Genomic DNA, 16,170 nt, shown 5'->3' with positions numbered 1-16,170 from the left:
TGTCGCACGTAATAGTCGTATGATTCGGTTGTTAGGGGATGTGCGTGCAGCAGGGCGTTGGGCATTCAGGGATTGGGCAGCAGGCGAAGCTCGGGCGGCTTTGGCTGCTCGTGGTAATGGCCATTGCCCTTGGCGCGCTGGCGCTGCGCGGCACCGATGCGACGTTACAGCTTGCCCTCGCCGCCTCGGCGGCCACACTGGGTTTGATTTCAATTGGTTACATCACCATCCATCTCCGGGATAGGGCGCTGCATCGCGCCAGTGCCAGTGGGGTCGCGGACTTCATCGCGAAAGATGCCACACCAAGTTTCATCGCCACCTCTGATCGACAAGTCCTCTACCGCAACGAGGCGGCTCTGGAGCAGTTCGGCAAGGGCGGCGAAGAAACCCTCGCGCAGGCGCTGCACAGGCATTTTGCCAATCCCGTGGGCCTTCTTTACCGCCTACAATCACGCGCTGCCGCCAACGGCAACGCGCGGGAAGAGGTGATCACACGGTCCGGCCCCATACGCCTATCGGTGCACCATCTGTCAGCCGACCGTCTGCTTTGGCGGGTTGAAAGCATTGGCCCCCGTGAGGGCTCCCGCAGTGCGCAAGAAAGCATGGCCTTGCCAATGGTCATGCTGGGCCGGGGTGGCGCGATCCTTTTCATGAATGAAGCAGCGCGCCTGCTTGTTGGGGAACGGGTGAAGTCACTGGACCGATTGTTCAATTCCCTCCCACTAACTCCGGGAACCGTGGCCGAAATCGCCACCGCAAAAGGAAACCGGCAGGTACTGGTGGCCGAGGTTGAGGCTGGCGCGAACCGCCGCGCGCTTTATCTTCTGCCGCCACCCGAAGGGGCGGCCTCACCCAATGAATTGGGCTGGGAAACCTTTCAAGACCTCCCCGTGCCGATGATCAAACTGCGACCTGACGGAACGGTATTGGCCTTCAACCGTATGGCGGGAAAACTGCTCGGCGTATCGCTGCGGCACGACACCCATCTTTCGCATCTGATGGAAGGGCTGGGCCGCTCGATCTCGGATTGGCTGGAAGACAGTCTGGCGGGGCGGTTGGTTCAGAAGTCCGAATTTCTCAGGCTGACCCGCACGGATAAGGAGATTTTCGTTCAGGTCTCGCTCAGCCGCATATCCGAAGGGGGGGAGGCGGCGCTGATTGCGGTCTTGCAGGACGCGACCGAACTCAAATCCCTTGAAGCGCAGTTCGTGCAGAGCCAGAAAATGCAGGCCATTGGCCAACTGGCCGGGGGCGTCGCACATGATTTCAACAACCTCCTGACCGCGATCTCCGGCCATTGTGACCTCCTCCTGCTGCGGCATGATCAGGGTGATCCGGATTTCAGCGATCTGGTGCAGATCAACCAGAACGCCAACCGTGCGGCTGCGCTTGTGGGGCAGCTGCTCGCCTTCTCGCGCAAACAGACCCTCCGACCTGAGACGCTCGATATGCGCGATACCCTCGCCGATCTCACGCATTTGCTGAACCGTCTGGTCGGCGAAAAAGTGACGTTGACCCTCAGCCATGACCCCGTCCTCGCCCCGATCCGCGCCGATAAACGCCAGTTAGAGCAGGTGCTGATGAACTTGGTCGTCAATGCCCGCGATGCCATGCCCGCCGGGGGGGAAATCCGCATCGTGACGGAGGTGACGGCCCTCGACCAACCGCTTGAAAGAGATCGGGTCAGCGTGCCAGCAGGGCGTTACGTCACGGTGCAGGTGCATGACGATGGTACCGGCATCCCGAAGGACAAGCTGCAAAAGGTTTTTGAGCCGTTTTTCACTACCAAACGGACGGGCGAGGGGACTGGGCTGGGGCTTTCAACCGCCTATGGCATCGTCAAACAGACGGGCGGATTTATCTTTATCGACAGTGAGTTGGGGCGTGGCACCTGTTTCACCCTCTATTTCCCCGTGTTGGAAGGGCAGCCCTTTGCCGTCGCGAAAAAGTCCCCGGTATCACCGGACCATCGCCCGCTACAGCGATCGGATGGCGTAATCCTGCTGGTGGAAGATGAAGCGCCCGTGCGGGCCTTCGCAAGCCGCGCCCTGCGGCTGCGCGGCTACACGGTGCTGGAAGCCGAATCCGCCGAAGCCGCATTGAAGATGCTCGAAGATAAGGAGTTGGATATCGACGTCTTCGTGACGGATGTTGTCATGCCCGGCATGGACGGGCCAAGCTGGGTGCGCCAAGCGCTTAAACAACGCCCGGATGTGCGGGTCGTTTTCGTTTCGGGCTATGCGGAGGATAATTTCGGTCAGGAACAGTCGAAAATTCCAAATTCTGTCTTCCTGCCCAAACCCTTCTCCCTGACCGACCTGACCACAACGGTCCACAATCAGCTGCATTGAGCACCACGCGGGGCAGGGTCATGTGATCGACTCGTAAAGCTCAAACTCTGCCGCGAACTTACGGCGAAACCGTTTTTCCACATTCGGGGAAAGCGTTAGCTCCATCTTGGGAGACACATTTTCCTGCCCCAGGGTCACCGTCACGTCGAGCCGCTCTTCCAAGAACCGACGGAGCCGCGTCTGATCTTCATAACGGAAATGATGGGTGATCCCGGTGCCGTTCGGTTGGGTCTCCATGAACTTCAATTGGCTCCCCACATCGGCGAACCCCGGCTTGTCCCCCTTCATATAGGCGAGAACGAATTCGTCGAAAGTGATCCCGAAGGTGTTATTCGGTTTATCCTTCATGAAGGGGCGCTGCCGATAACGATACCAACTGCCCAGCCAAGAGATCGGTTCGCGCATTACCGCCATCAACTCAAGCTCGGCATCGCAAACCTTTAGAAACATTGGCCGAATAAAGCGGTTATAGCGATAGACCGGCGCGTGCTTCAGCATGGGCGGATCGGAAATCACCATATCGGCGCGCGGCGCCAGTGCTTTCTCATAGGCAGTTGTTCCGGTCTTCGGGACCGACAGAAAGGCCAGTCGTTCTTTGAAAAAAACAATCAATTGCGTCTTTCCTCGGGCCGCACACGGACCCATGCATTTGGGTAAACCATTTCTTTACCATTCTCGCCAAAACATAAAGGACAAACAAAGTCATTGAAATGTTCCTCATTTACCCCCATATGGAACATTAGAAGAACATAAGCGACGCAGCGCGCAGGCGATTGCCGCCGGGGCGCCACTGTGACACTAAGGAATGAACCTAATGGCAACGGCAGATCTTTTGACGATGGACAGCAAGAAAACCGCAGAAAAGCAAAAGGCGCTCGACAGCGCGCTGGCCCAGATCGAACGTCAGTTCGGCAAAGGGTCGATCATGAAACTGGGGGCCGAAGGGGCAATCCAGGATATCAAAGCCAGCTCCACAGGCTCGCTCGGCCTTGATATTGCGCTTGGTATCGGTGGCTTGCCGATGGGGCGTATCATTGAAATTTATGGCCCGGAATCCTCGGGTAAGACAACGCTGACCCTGCACTGTGTGGCAGAGCAGCAGAAGGCCGGCGGCGTTTGCGCCTTTGTCGACGCGGAACATGCGCTTGATCCGCAATATGCGAAAAAGCTTGGCGTAGACATTGACGAGCTGTTGATCTCCCAGCCCGACACCGGCGAGCAGGCGCTTGAGATCACCGATACGCTGGTACGCTCTGGCGCGGTCAATATGGTGATTGTAGATTCCGTCGCGGCCCTGACGCCGAAATCCGAGCTTGAAGGTGAGATGGGCGACAGCAATGTCGGTGTGCAGGCCCGTTTGATGAGCCAGGCGATGCGCAAGCTGACCGGTTCGATCAGCCGGTCCAATTGTATGGTGATCTTCATCAACCAAATCCGGATGAAGATCGGCGTGATGTTCGGCTCTCCTGAGACCACTACGGGCGGCAACGCGCTGAAGTTTTATTCCTCCGTCCGTCTCGACATCCGTCGGATCGGCGCCCTGAAGGACCGGGACGAGGTTGTTGGCAACGCAACGAAGGTCAAGATCGTCAAGAACAAGGTGGCGCCGCCTTTCAAACAGGTCGAATTCGACATCATGTATGGCGAAGGCATCTCGAAAATGGGCGAGTTGCTGGACCTTGGGGTCAAGGCCGGTGTGGTCGATAAATCCGGGTCGTGGTTCAGCTATGGGGATGAGCGGATCGGGCAGGGGCGTGAGAACGCCAAGACCTTCCTGAAACAGAACTCCGCCATGGCCGCTGAGATCGAGGATAAGATCCGCGCCGCTCATGGGTTGGACTTCGAAGGCTCTGGCGGTGACGATGCGGATATTCTCGAAGCCTGAACTGCTTTGACGATTTAAATTTATGATGGGGGCGTGGCCGGAGGCTGCGCCCCTTTTTCATGGGCAGGAACGGTGGACAGCGCCGGGGCTGAGGGGTATTTGGGATCGATCAAATCTGCCCCGGAAGGCCTCGCCATGAAGACGCTGAATGAAATTCGCTCAACTTTTCTGAATTATTTCGATGCGCAGGGGCATCAGATCGTGCCCTCCAGCCCGCTGGTGCCGCGCAACGATCCGACACTGATGTTCACTGCGGCCGGTATGGTCCAGTTCAAGAACCTCTTCACCGGGGTCGAGACACGCGATTACAGCCGGGCGACCTCGGCGCAGAAATGTGTGCGGGCGGGCGGCAAGCACAATGACCTCGACAATGTCGGCTATACCGCGCGGCATCACACATTTTTCGAAATGCTGGGCAACTTCAGCTTTGGTGATTACTTCAAGGCCGAAGCGATCCCCTTTGCATGGGACTTGCTGACCAAAGAGTTCGGCATCGACCCGAACCGGCTTTTGGTCACAGTGTACCATACCGATGAAGAAGCGGTTAAAATCTGGAAGGCCCATACCGGGCTGCCGGACGAGCGCATCATTCGCATCGCGACGGATGATAACTTTTGGTCCGCTGGCCCCACCGGCCCCTGCGGCCCCTGTACCGAGATCTTTTACGATCATGGCGATCACATTTGGGGCGGCCCTCCGGGATCGCCCGAGGAAGACGGTGACCGTTTCGTCGAAATCTGGAACCTCGTTTTCATGCAATACGAGCAGTTCGAAGATGGCACGCGCCAGCCGCTGCCGAACCAGTCGATCGATACCGGAATGGGGATCGAACGGGTGGCGGCGCTGCTGCAGGGTACGAATGACAACTACGCCACTGACCTTATGCGCAACCTGATCGAGGCCAGCGCCCATGCGTCTTCGACCGATCCCGATGGGCCGGGTAAGACCCATCACCGGGTGATCGCGGATCACCTGCGGTCGACCTCCTTCCTGATTGCGGATGGGGTCATGCCCTCCAACGAAGGCCGCGGATATGTGCTGCGCCGGATCATGCGGCGCGCCATGCGCCATGCGCATCTGCTCGGCGTTAAGGATCCCTTAATGCATCAGCTGGTACCATCCTTAGTGCAGCAGATGGGCGCGGCTTACCCTGAGTTGGGGCAGGCGCAATCGCTTATCCGTGAGACTCTGTTGTTGGAGGAAACCCGTTTCCGCCAAACGCTGGATCGCGGTCTGAAGCTGCTGGACGATGAGTTGAGCGGTTTGCCCGAGGGGGCGACCTTGCCGGGGGAGGCGGCGTTTAAACTTTATGATACATATGGCTTCCCGCTTGATTTGACGCAGGACGCGCTGCGCGAGAAGGGCCGTGCCGTCGATACCGAAGGGTTCGACACGGCAATGGCGGCGCAGAAGGCCAAGGCCCGTGCGGCTTGGGCCGGATCGGGCGAGGCTGCGGATGCCACCGTTTGGTTCGATGTGGCCGACAAAAGCGGCGTGACCGAGTTTTTGGGCTATGACACCGAAAGCGCGGAGGGCCAGATCGTCGCTTTGGTGCAGGGCGGTGATCGGGTCGATGCCGCGGCGGTGGGCAGCGATGTGCAGGTCGCGCTGAACCAAACGCCGTTCTATGCGGAAAGCGGCGGGCAGGTTGGCGACACCGGCGTGATCCGCACGCAGACCGGTATCGTCAATGTGACCGATACGCGGAAATCGGCGGGCGTTTTCGTGCATTTCGGCCATGTGGTCGAAGGCGAGGTGAAACCGGGTCAGAGTGCCGTTCTTGAGGTGGATCGTTTGCGGCGCAGTGCCATCCGCGCCAACCACTCGGCCACGCATTTGCTGCATGAAGCCCTGCGCAACGCGCTTGGGGATCATGTGTCGCAGCGCGGCTCATTGAATGCGCATGATCGCCTGCGGTTTGATTTCTCCCATGCCAAGGGGCTGACGCAGGACGAGTTGAGCCAAGTCGAGCGTGAGGTGAATGACTACATTCGCCAGAACACGCCGGTCGAGACACGGATCATGACGCCGGACGATGCGCGCGCCATGGGGGCGCAGGCGCTTTTCGGTGAGAAATACGGCGACGAGGTGCGGGTCGTCTCGATGGGTCAGTTGGAAGGGTCCGGCAAGGGCAGCGACAAATCGACCTATTCGCTGGAGCTTTGCGGCGGCACTCATGTGCGGCAGACGGGGGATATCGGCGCCTTCGTCCTTTTGGGTGACAGTGCAAGCAGCGCGGGCGTCCGCCGGATCGAAGCGTTGACCGGGACCGAGGCTTTGGCATGGCTGCGCGAACAGGAAGCGGCGCTGAGCCGGGTCGCGGCGGAGTTGAAAACCTCGGCCAGCGATGTGCCGGACCGGGTGCGCGCATTGTTGGACGAACGTCGCAGCCTGTCCAACGAAGTGGCGCAGTTGCGTCGTGAATTGGCGATGTCGGGCGGCGGCGCGGCTGCGCCCGTAGCGCGCGAGGTGAACGGCGTGAAATTCCTAGGCCAAGTGCTGAGCGGTATCACGGGCAAAGACCTGCCGGGGCTGGTGGATGAACATAAGGCCAAGCTCGGCTCGGGCGCGGTGCTGCTGATTGCCGACACCGGTGGCAAGGCCGCGGTCGCGGGCGGTGTGACGAAGGATTTGACAGATCGCCTCTCGGCGGTCGACATGGTAAAAGCGGCGGTTGCCGAACTGGGCGGGAAGGGCGGCGGTGGCCGACCCGACATGGCGCAGGGCGGCGGCGCTTCGGCGGAGAATGCCGAGGCGGCAATTGCCGCGGCTGAGAACATCTTGAAAGGATAAGGCCCATGGGCGCACTTTGGATTGCACATGTCACCGTCACCGATGAGGAGGCGTATAAGAAATACGCCGCCGGCGCCACCGAGGCCATTGCGGCGCATGGCGGTAAGTTCATCGCCCGCGGCGGGCGGTTCGTTCAGCTTGAGGGCAAAGAGCGGCCGCGCAACGTGGTAGCCCGTTTCCCCGATGTCGAAACGGCAGAAAAATGTTATCACTCCGATGCTTATCAAGCGGCGTTGAACCATGCGCGCGGGGCTTCTGAGCGTGAGTTGATGATCGTCGAAACTGACGAGTGATCTTAGGATGCCCCGCCTGCCAAACAGGCGGGGCGTCTTGCTTGGCCATGGCGGAACCTTCGACGCGGAGGGCGGTTGAACCCTCATGAACCTCGCCCGACTATCCACTTTCGCCCGATGGTGTCGCCGCCATGTGGAGGTGACGACCCTAGCCTTGATGGGGCTTTCGATCACAGCGGTTTGGACCTTGGCCGAGCTAACCGAAGAGGTCGTCGCAGGCAGCACCAGCAGCCTTGACCGTGACATCTTGTTGTTCCTACGCACGCCCGGCGATCTTTCCGATCCCATCGGCCCGTGGTGGGTCGAGGAGATTGGCCGCGATTTGACGGCCCTCGGCGGGGTCGCGGTGCTGGTCCTGACGACCGTTATCGTCTCGCTCTTTTTCCTGTTGCAACGGCGATGGACGACCGCGCTTTACATCCTCGCCACCGTTGGCGGGGGGATCGTGCTGAGCAGCATCGCCAAGGAGTTTTTCGACCGCCCGCGCCCCGACCTCGTGCCGCATGGGTCGCTCGTGCATACGGCGAGCTTCCCTTCGGGGCATTCGATGATGGCGGCGGTGGCCTATCTCACCCTTGGCGCGATGGTGGCGCGGGCGCAGAAACGGCAGGCGCTCAAGGTCTATACGCTGGCGGTTGCGGTCTTGCTGACGCTGCTTGTCGGGATCAGCCGGGTCTATATGGGGGTGCATTGGCCGACGGATGTGGCGGCGGGCTGGCTTGGGGGCGGGGCTTGGGCAATCCTGTGCCTGATTGCTGCGCTGAGTTTGGCGAAGCGCGGACATATCGATCGCGAGGAAAGCGATACTTAGGGCGGTTACATTTGTGAACCACAGATATGAAAACGGCAGCGCATTGCGAAATGCGCTGCCGTTTTTCTTTGATTATCTGTAGCTTAGCTCGCCTTCGCCATGCGCTTGCGCTCATGCGGGTCGAGGTAGCGCTTGCGCAGACGCACAGCGTTCGGCGTCACTTCGACCAGCTCATCATCGTCAATATAGGCAATAGCCTCTTCAAGGCTCAGCGTCATCGGCGGGGTCAGGCGCACCGCGTCATCGGTGCCCGAGGCCCGCACGTTGGTCAGCTTCTTGCCCTTCAGCGGGTTCACTTCCAGATCGTTGTCGCGGCTGTGCTCGCCGATGATCATGCCGGTGTAGACGTCCGCCTGCGCGCCGATCATCATCTTGCCGCGCTCTTCGAGGTTCCACAGCGCGTAGGCGACCGAGGTGCCGTTCTCCATCGAGATCAGCACGCCCGCGCGACGGCCCGGGATCGGTCCCTTGTGCGGTGCCCAGCCGTGGAACACTCGGTTCAACACACCGGTGCCGCGGGTGTCGGTGAGGAATTCACCGTGGTAGCCGATCAGCCCGCGCGAGGGGACATGGGCGATGATCCGGGTCTTGCCAGCGCCGGCGGGCTTCATCTCGACCAACTCGCCCTTGCGGGTGCCGGTGATTTTCTCGATCACCGCGCCGGAGTATTCGTCATCCACGTCGATGGTGGCTTCCTCGATCGGCTCATGGCGCACGCCGTCGATCTCTTGGAACAGCACCTGCGGGCGGGAGATCGACAGCTCGAACCCTTCGCGGCGCATGTTTTCAATGAGCACGCCCATTTGCAATTCGCCGCGGCCCGCGACTTCGAATGCCTCGCCACCCGGTGTGTCGGAGATCTTGATCGCCACGTTGCTTTCGGCTTCTTTCAGCAGCCGCTCGCGGATCACGCGGGACTGTACCTTTTTGCCGTCACGGCCCGCGAGCGGGCTGTCGTTGATGCCGAAGGTCACGGTGATGGTGGGCGGGTCGATCGGCTGGGCCGGGATTGCTTCGTTCACCGAAGGATCGGCCAGCGTGTCAGCCACGGTGGCCTTGGCCATGCCCGAGATGGAGACGATGTCCCCCGCTTCGGCCACGTCGATGGCGGTCTGCTCCAGCCCGCGGAAGGCGAGGATTTTGGTGGCGCGGAAGGTCTCGATCTGGGTGCCGTCGCGCGACATCGCTTTGACGGTTTGGCCCGCTTTCAGGGTGCCGGTTTCCACGCGCCCAGTCAGCAGGCGGCCCAGGAACGGGTCGCCGCCGAGCGTGGTGGCCAGCATGGTGAAGGGCTTGTCGGCATTTTCGATCTGCTTGGGCGCGGGGACATGATCAAGGATCAGGTCGAACAGCGCGGAGAGGTCTTTGCGCGGCCCGTCAAGCTCGGCATCCGCCCAGCCGGAGCGGCCCGAGGCATACATATGCGGGAATTCGAGCTGTTCGTCGGTGGCGTCGAGACTGGCGAAAAGGTCGAAACATTCATCCAGCGCGCGGTCGGGCTCGGCATCCGGCTTGTCGACCTTGTTCAGCACGACAATGGGGCGCAGGCCGAGTTTCAGCGCCTTGGAGGTCACGAATTTGGTCTGCGGCATCGGGCCTTCGGCGGCATCCACCAAAAGCACCACACCGTCGACCATCGACAGGATCCGCTCGACCTCGCCGCCGAAGTCGGCGTGGCCGGGCGTGTCGACGATGTTGATGCGGGTATTGTTCCACACGACCGAGGTCGGCTTGGCGAAGATGGTGATGCCGCGCTCACGCTCCAGATCGTTGCTGTCCATGGCGCGCTCGGTCGTCGCCTGGTTTTCACGGTAGGTGCCGGATTGTTTCAGAAGCTCGTCCACCAGCGTCGTCTTGCCGTGGTCGACGTGGGCGATGATTGCGATGTTGCGCAGGTCCATTAAGTCAGCCTTTGGATAGGGGAGGGACGCGCCAACCTGAAGCTGCGCGTATAATTGCGCCGCCCATACCGCGCCCCGGCTGCAATTGCTAGCCCTAATGCCGTGACGCCCCCCTTACTGCGCGAAGCTGTGCCACTGGCGCAGCCTTAATGGGTGGCGCTGTTCGAAAAGAGGTGGATGACCAGAATGCCGCTGATGATCAGCACAAGGCCCAGAACCGCGGGGAGGTCGAGCCGCTGACCGAAGAGGACGAAGCCGATGATCGCGATCAGCACGATCCCCAGCCCGGCCCAAAAGGCATAGACGATCCCAACCGGCATGACCTTCAGCGCCAGCGACATGCAGTAGAAAGAGATCATGTAAAAGACCACCACCGCCACCGAAGGCCAGAGCCGCGTAAACTGGTGTGACGCCTGCACCGCGGTTGTCCCAAGGGTTTCCGCCACCACGGCGATGATGAGCCACAGGTAATGCATCTCGGTCTTCCTTAGAGCGGGAGTTCGGTAGTTTCCTTGATCTCCTCCATCACGAAACTGGCCGAGACATCCGATAGCGGCACCCGGCGGATCAGGTCTTGATAGAGGCGATCATACCCCGCCATATCCCGAACGCGCGCCCGGATCAAATAGTCCAGATCACCGGTCATCCGGTAGACGCCGAGGATCTCGGGCATGGCTTTTGTAGCGCGGGAAAACCTCTCAAGCCAATCGGGCGCATGGGCGTTGGTGCGGACTTGGATAAAGACGCTGAGGCCAAGGTCGAGTTTCGCCGCGTCCAAGAGCGTCACCCGGTTCTTGATCACGCCGGCCTTTTCAAGCGCCCGGATGCGCCGCCAGCAGGCGTTGCGCGACAGATGGACCGCCGCGCCAAGCGCTTCGAGGGATTGGCTGGCGTCGCGTTGCAGTTCGACCAATATGCGACGGTCTATATCATCAAGTGTTGTCATTTTGGTAGTTTGGTGGGAAATATTCTCGCACACAAGCGGTTGTTGGGAGCGATTTGAGACAACGTCACAAGCAGGCGCGCTTAGGGTGGGAGAAAGGCAGAGACAGGAGTTTCCCATGATCGCACGCATCTTCCTCGACCATCCCGCCAAAGTGGATGAGACGTTTTTCGAGCATATGGCTTTCGCGTTGAAGTTCTCGGGCCTGCTCTTCGCGGCGGCGGGCGCCGCGCTGGTCCATGCGCTGATCCCGTGCCTGTTCGAGAAGACGGCGAGCGGGATCATCGCGAAGCTTTACGCGCGGACGCATAATCGGGGGCAGTGAGGGCCGGCGCGGCTCCAGTTTCGCAATGAGGGCCAGCGCCTACCCGGTCGCACCGAAGGTGCGCCCCCTTTATAGCGGCGCGCCTTCGGCGTGACGGGCGGGTAGGCGATGGCCCGGCGCCTACGGCTTGGTTCCGGGTCCGGGTGGCAGGCGTGACCGAAAAATAGAAAAGGGCCGCATCGTGCGGCCCTCGGTCATCCCAAGCTCTCGACAGGCTCAGCCCGCCAGCGCCTTGTTCAGGTTCTCGTCCACCTTCTCCAAGAATCCCATGGTCGTCAGCCAGCCCTGATCCGGCCCCACCAGCAGAGCGAGGTCTTTGGTCATGAAGCCCAATTCCACCGTATCCACCACGACCTTCTCCAGCGTCTCGGCGAAGTTGATCAGCGCGCTGTTTTCGTCCAACTTGCCCCTGTGCTTCAACCCGCCGGTCCAAGCGTAGATTGAGGCGATGGAGTTGGTCGAGGTCTCCTCGCCCTTCTGGTGCTGGCGGTAGTGTCGCGTCACGGTGCCATGGGCGGCCTCGGCCTCCACGATCTTGCCGTCGGGTGTCATCAGTTGCGAGGTCATCAGCCCCAATGAGCCGAAACCCTGCGCCACGGTGTCGGACTGCACGTCGCCGTCGTAGTTCTTGCAGGCCCAGACATAGCCGCCCGACCATTTCATCGCCGAGGCGACCATGTCGTCGATCAGGCGGTGCTCGTACCAGATGTTCTTTTTCTTGAATTCGTCGGCGAATTCTGCGTCGAAGATCTCTTGGAAGAGATCCTTAAACCGCCCGTCATAGGCTTTCAGGATCGTGTTCTTGGTCGACAGATACACCGGCCAGCCACGGTTCAGACCGTAGTTGAAAGACGCGCGCGCGAAATCGCGGATCGAATCGTCGAGGTTGTACATGGCCATGGTCACACCGGCGGAGGGCGCGTCGAAGACCTCCTTCTCAATGGTCTCGCCATCGTCGCCGACAAATTTGATGGTCAGCTTGCCCTTGCCGGGGAAGCGGAAATCGGTGGCGCGGTACTGGTCGCCAAAGGCATGGCGGCCCACGACGATGGGCTGGGTCCAGCCCGGCACGAGGCGCGGCACGTTGCGGCAGATGATCGGCTCGCGGAAAATCACCCCGCCGAGGATGTTACGGATGGTGCCGTTGGGGCTGCGGTACATGCGCTTGAGGCCGAACTCCTCGACCCGTGCCTCGTCAGGAGTAATGGTGGCGCATTTCACGCCGACGCCATGTTCGCGGATCGCATGGGCCGCGTCGACGGTGATCTGGTCGTCGGTCTCGTCCCGGACTTCGATGCCGAGGTCGTAATACTTAAGGTCAACGTCAAGATAGGGGGTGATCAGCTTTTTCTTGATGAAATCCCAGATGATCCGGGTCATCTCATCGCCGTCGAGTTCGACGATTGGGTTGTCTACCTTGATCTTCGACATGACGAATTCCTTTGTTTCAGGGTGCGTTTGGCCGTGCTTTAGCCTATTCGGGGCCAAAGAGAAAGATCGTATACCATGGTATGCCGAAGGCTGCCGTCAGGCGCCGACCCCGGCGAAAAAGCTGCTGATGCGGGCGCGGGCATAGGACCAGAGTGCAGGGGCACCGATGGCGATCTTGCGGCCGACCTTCTCTTCGATCTGCGCCTCCGAGACGTTGTAATCGGTCCAGCTGCCGCCACCAGAGGCCAGGTTCTGCATCGGCGGCTGAAACCGATCAAGCGATTTGGCAAAGCGCGCCGTGGGGCTTTCGGCGGCCTCGAACTCTTCCCAGATGCTGCGCAGCTCGTCCCGCAGATCGTCGGGCAATAGGCCAAAGATGCGGTCGGCGGCGATCTGTTCCTGCGCTTCCATCTCGGCGGCGTCGTAGTCGCCAAAGATCGGATTGTCGCCCGCGTCAATCTCGACAAGATCGTGCAGGATCAGCATCTTAATGACGCGGTTGATGTCGACCTCAGGCGCGGCTTGATCGGCCAGCACCAGCGCATAGAGCGTCAGATGCCAGGAATGTTCAGCAGAGTTTTCCGCACGGCTGGCATCACAAAGCGTGGTGCCGCGCAGCACGGTCTTCAGCTTGTCGGCCTCGTTCAGAAAGGCGATCTGCTGATCCAGCCGCGCGGTCATGCGCCGCCCTTGCCGCGATGGTCGCGCAGCTTGCGCGCCAGAAAGGCGCGGGCCTTGTCATTGGCCATCCGGGTGCGAACGGCGGTGAGAAAGGCTTCTTCCAGCGTTTGCGACGAGGCGCCCAGCACCTCGCCGACTTCCATGAACAATCGGTCTTCACCTGTTTCGGCCTGAACGGCGAGACATTCCTCGGCCAATTTATTGGCCAGTTGGGTGACGACCGCCTCCGCCATCAGCGCGTGGATTCCGTCAGGCGGCGTTTCACATAGTCGCTGGTCGAGGTGATCAGCGTGTCCATATGCGGCTCTTCAAAGAAGTGCCCGGCGCCTTCGATCTCCTGATGGGTGATCGTAATGCCCTTTTGCTCGTGCAGCTTGCTGACGAGGTTCGTGGTATCCGCAGGCGGCGCCACGCGGTCGGCAGAGCCATTGATCACTAGACCCGAGGCCGGGCAGGGCGCGAGGAAGGAAAAGTCGTACATATTCGCGGGCGGCGAGACCGAGATGAAGCCCGTGATCTCGGGCCGGCGCATCAGCAGTTGCATGCCGATCCATGCGCCAAAGGAGAAACCCGCAACCCAGCAGTGTTTGGAATTGTTGTTCATCGATTGCAGATAATCGAGCGCCGAAGCCGCATCAGACAATTCGCCGATGCCCTGATCGTATTCGCCCTGGCTGCGGCCCACGCCACGGAAGTTGAAGCGCAACACGGTGAAACCCATGTTGTAGAACGCATAGTGCAGGTTATAGACAACCTTGTGATTCATCGTCCCGCCGAACTGCGGATGCGGATGCAGCACGATGGCAATCGGGGCGTCACGTTCTTTTTGGGGGTGGTAGCGGCCTTCGAGGCGGCCTTCGGGTCCGGGAAAAATAACCTCGGGCATGGGTATCCCTGTCTGGGGGTTCAAAGATCGCTGCGAATAGTTGACGAATTCGCTAGGCCACCTTAGAACGGTTCTAATCTGGTTCCGCGCAATGTCGCGTGGATCAGTCTTTGGACTTAGGCATTTAAGCCGCCCACGTCAATCAAATGGCGCGGCGGGTGAGGGTGAGACGATGAAGCTATCTACCAAAGGGCGCTACGCAATGGTCGCTTTGGCCGATATTGCCCTGCAACCCGAAGACACCTTGGTGTCGCTGGGTGACATTGCCGAGCGGCAGTCGGTGTCGTTGCCCTATCTGGAGCAGTTGTTCGTCAAGCTGCGCCGGGCTGAGTTGGTCACCTCTGTCCGGGGTCCGGGCGGCGGGTATCGTTTGGCGCGTCCGGCAGCGGATATTCGCGTGGTCGATGTGCTGGCGGCGGTGGATGAGACGGTGGATGCGATGCACAAGGGGGCGGGCGCCTCGGGCGGTCTGTCGGGCAGCCGGGCGCAATCGCTGACCAACCGGCTTTGGCAGGGGCTGAGCGCCCATGTCTATGTTTTCCTGCACCAGACGCGCCTGTCGGATGTGGTTGAGAATGAGCTTGCCCCCTGTCCGGCGGTGCCGACCCTCTTTGCCGTGGTGGATGAGTCTTGAAGGTGGTTTTGAGCAGCGGGCGCGCTTTGGCCGCTGTGGTCCGCGCGGGCGGCGATGTGGGATTTCGGGGGCCCTGCCCCCGGACCCCCGCGGTATTTGGAAAAGGATGAAGGATGCGGGTCTACCTTGATCATAACGCGACCACGCCGCTGCGGGCGGAGGCGCGCGCAGCGATGATCGCGGCGATGGACCTGCCCGGCAACCCGTCCTCGGTCCATGCCGAGGGCCGTGCGGCCAAGGCTGTGGTCGAGCGCGCGCGGGCGCAGGTGGCGGGGCTTGTGGGCTGTGATCCGGTCGATGTGATTTTTACCTCCGGGGCGACCGAGGCGGCGGCGCTTGCGGCTGCGATGGGCGCGCGGGTTGTGACCTCTGCGGTGGAACATGACGCGGTTCTGTCTTGGGGGCAGGCGGCGCGTTTGGGTGTCGACGCACAGGGTGTTTGGGACGGTGACCTGACCGCCGCCGCGGGGGCCGATGTCGTGGCCTTACAGGCCGCGAACAGCGAGACGGGTGTGTTGCAGCAGACCATGCCTTTGGCGCAGCAATCTTGGGCGATGGAGCGCACGCCCTATGTGCTGGTCGATGCGGTACAGGCGCTTGGCAAGACCCGGTTCAAGATGGCGACCTCGGGCGCGGATTTTATCCTTGTCTCGGCGCATAAGCTGGGCGGGCCGAAGGGGATCGGCGCATTGGTCGTCAAACGCGGCATTGATCTGGCTGAACATGCGCTTTTGCGGGGCGGCGGGCAAGAGATGGGCCGCCGCTCGGGGACCGAGAATATCCCCGCCATTGCAGGTTTTGGCGCGGCGGCTGAGGCGGCGGCGGCGGATCTGGCGGCGGGGCGTTGGGAAGAGGTGGCGGCACAGCGTGATTTGCTGGAAGCGACCCTTGCGGATGCTGCAAGTCTGACTATTTTTGTAGGAAAAGGCGCTCAACGCCTGCCCAACACCTCTTGTATCGTCACGCCCGGCTGGAAGGGCGAGACCCAAGTGATGCAGATGGACCTTGCCGGTTTTGCCATTTCGGCGGGGTCGGCCTGTTCCAGCGGCAAGGTGCGCGCCAGTGCCGTATTGCGCGCCATGGGCTTTGATGAAACACAGGCCGCCAGCGCGATCCGGGTGTCGCTGGGCCTTGACACCACCCGGGAAGATATCCTGCGGTTCGCCACGAGCTGGACCGCCAAATTGAAAAAGCACGAAACGCGGGCCGCCTGAGCGCCGCCACGGAAAGGAACTT

General features: G+C 60.9%; 16 protein-coding genes. 8 read left to right on the top strand and 8 right to left on the bottom strand.

The genetic code is table 11. From position 1 onward, the window contains the following. The first annotated feature begins 116 nt into the window (after positions 1–116). The gene (locus tag ACGYK7_RS13230; protein ID WP_394402788.1) at positions 117–2,351 is read left to right on the top strand and encodes an ATP-binding protein; all 2,235 of its coding nucleotides are present in this window, start codon (positions 117–119) and stop codon (positions 2,349–2,351) included. An 18-nt stretch (positions 2,352–2,369) separates the two neighbouring features. Here the strand turns inward: ACGYK7_RS13230 and ACGYK7_RS13225 are convergent, their stop codons facing one another. Beyond that, positions 2,370–2,963, bottom strand: a complete 594-nt coding sequence (locus ACGYK7_RS13225; protein ID WP_394402787.1) for a gamma-glutamyl kinase — start codon at positions 2,961–2,963, stop codon at positions 2,370–2,372. Positions 2,964–3,165: 202 nt separating this feature from the next. On the opposite strand from ACGYK7_RS13225, the gene recA reads away from it, so the two are divergent. The 4 genes from recA (at position 3,166) to ACGYK7_RS13205 (ending at position 8,133) form a co-directional block, all read left to right on the top strand. Then, entirely contained in the window at positions 3,166–4,236 is a 1,071-nt protein-coding gene (gene recA, locus ACGYK7_RS13220; RefSeq protein WP_394402786.1) for a recombinase RecA, read from the top strand. Between the two features lie 135 nt (positions 4,237–4,371). After that, positions 4,372–7,029, top strand: a complete 2,658-nt coding sequence (gene alaS / locus ACGYK7_RS13215; RefSeq protein WP_394402784.1) for an alanine--tRNA ligase — start codon at positions 4,372–4,374, stop codon at positions 7,027–7,029. A gap of 5 nt (positions 7,030–7,034) precedes the next feature. Next, positions 7,035–7,322, top strand: a complete 288-nt coding sequence (locus ACGYK7_RS13210) for a DUF1330 domain-containing protein (protein WP_368441748.1) — start codon at positions 7,035–7,037, stop codon at positions 7,320–7,322. Positions 7,323–7,407: 85 nt separating this feature from the next. Beyond that, the gene (locus ACGYK7_RS13205; RefSeq protein WP_394402783.1) at positions 7,408–8,133 is read left to right on the top strand and encodes a phosphatase PAP2 family protein; all 726 of its coding nucleotides are present in this window, start codon (positions 7,408–7,410) and stop codon (positions 8,131–8,133) included. A gap of 83 nt (positions 8,134–8,216) precedes the next feature. Here the strand turns inward: ACGYK7_RS13205 and typA are convergent, their stop codons facing one another. The 3 genes from typA to ACGYK7_RS13190 all read right to left on the bottom strand — a co-directional run bounded on the left by typA (position 8,217) and on the right by ACGYK7_RS13190 (position 10,980). Then, positions 8,217–10,034 carry a translational GTPase TypA gene (gene typA / locus ACGYK7_RS13200; RefSeq protein WP_394402781.1) on the bottom strand — a complete coding sequence of 606 codons (1,818 nt, stop codon included), beginning with the start codon at positions 10,032–10,034 and terminating at the stop codon, positions 8,217–8,219. Positions 10,035–10,180: 146 nt separating this feature from the next. After that, positions 10,181–10,510, bottom strand: coding sequence for a multidrug efflux SMR transporter (locus ACGYK7_RS13195; protein ID WP_067262978.1), 330 nt, complete (start codon positions 10,508–10,510; stop codon positions 10,181–10,183). An 11-nt stretch (positions 10,511–10,521) separates the two neighbouring features. After that, positions 10,522–10,980: an Lrp/AsnC family transcriptional regulator gene (locus tag ACGYK7_RS13190; protein ID WP_394402779.1), complete on the bottom strand. Its 459-nt coding sequence runs from the start codon at positions 10,978–10,980 to the stop codon at positions 10,522–10,524. 115 nt (positions 10,981–11,095) lie between these two features. Between ACGYK7_RS13190 and ACGYK7_RS13185 the strand changes: the two genes are divergently transcribed. Continuing rightward, positions 11,096–11,302, top strand: a complete 207-nt coding sequence (locus ACGYK7_RS13185) for a DUF6356 family protein (RefSeq protein ID WP_093926313.1) — start codon at positions 11,096–11,098, stop codon at positions 11,300–11,302. 216 nt (positions 11,303–11,518) lie between these two features. Here the strand turns inward: ACGYK7_RS13185 and ACGYK7_RS13180 are convergent, their stop codons facing one another. The 4 genes from ACGYK7_RS13180 to ACGYK7_RS13165 form a co-directional block, all read right to left on the bottom strand. Further along, entirely contained in the window at positions 11,519–12,733 is a 1,215-nt protein-coding gene (locus ACGYK7_RS13180; protein WP_394402778.1) for an NADP-dependent isocitrate dehydrogenase, read from the bottom strand. Positions 12,734–12,829: 96 nt separating this feature from the next. Next, entirely contained in the window at positions 12,830–13,414 is a 585-nt protein-coding gene (locus ACGYK7_RS13175) for an HD family hydrolase (RefSeq protein WP_394402776.1), read from the bottom strand. Then, the gene (locus ACGYK7_RS13170) at positions 13,411–13,647 is read right to left on the bottom strand and encodes a hypothetical protein (RefSeq protein WP_394402775.1); all 237 of its coding nucleotides are present in this window, start codon (positions 13,645–13,647) and stop codon (positions 13,411–13,413) included. Before ACGYK7_RS13170 ends, ACGYK7_RS13175 begins: the two co-directional genes overlap by 4 nt. Then, positions 13,647–14,300: an alpha/beta hydrolase gene (locus tag ACGYK7_RS13165; RefSeq protein ID WP_394402774.1), complete on the bottom strand. Its 654-nt coding sequence runs from the start codon at positions 14,298–14,300 to the stop codon at positions 13,647–13,649. The genes ACGYK7_RS13170 and ACGYK7_RS13165 overlap by 1 nt, the downstream gene beginning before the upstream one ends. A gap of 172 nt (positions 14,301–14,472) precedes the next feature. Here ACGYK7_RS13165 and ACGYK7_RS13160 point away from each other — a divergent pair, with 172 nt between their 5' ends. Further along, a complete protein-coding gene (locus ACGYK7_RS13160; protein WP_394402773.1) occupies positions 14,473–14,934 on the top strand; it encodes an Rrf2 family transcriptional regulator in 462 nt (153 codons plus the stop codon). 113 nt (positions 14,935–15,047) lie between these two features. Then, the gene (locus ACGYK7_RS13155) at positions 15,048–16,148 is read left to right on the top strand and encodes a cysteine desulfurase family protein (protein ID WP_394402771.1); all 1,101 of its coding nucleotides are present in this window, start codon (positions 15,048–15,050) and stop codon (positions 16,146–16,148) included. Positions 16,149–16,170: the final 22 nt, after the last annotated feature.

It is taken from the genome of Sulfitobacter sp. 1A15299 (assembly GCF_043556915.1).
In the GTDB taxonomy this organism is placed as follows: Bacteria; Pseudomonadota; Alphaproteobacteria; order Rhodobacterales; family Rhodobacteraceae; genus Sulfitobacter.
This window is presented reverse-complemented; position numbering and strand designations above follow the sequence as displayed.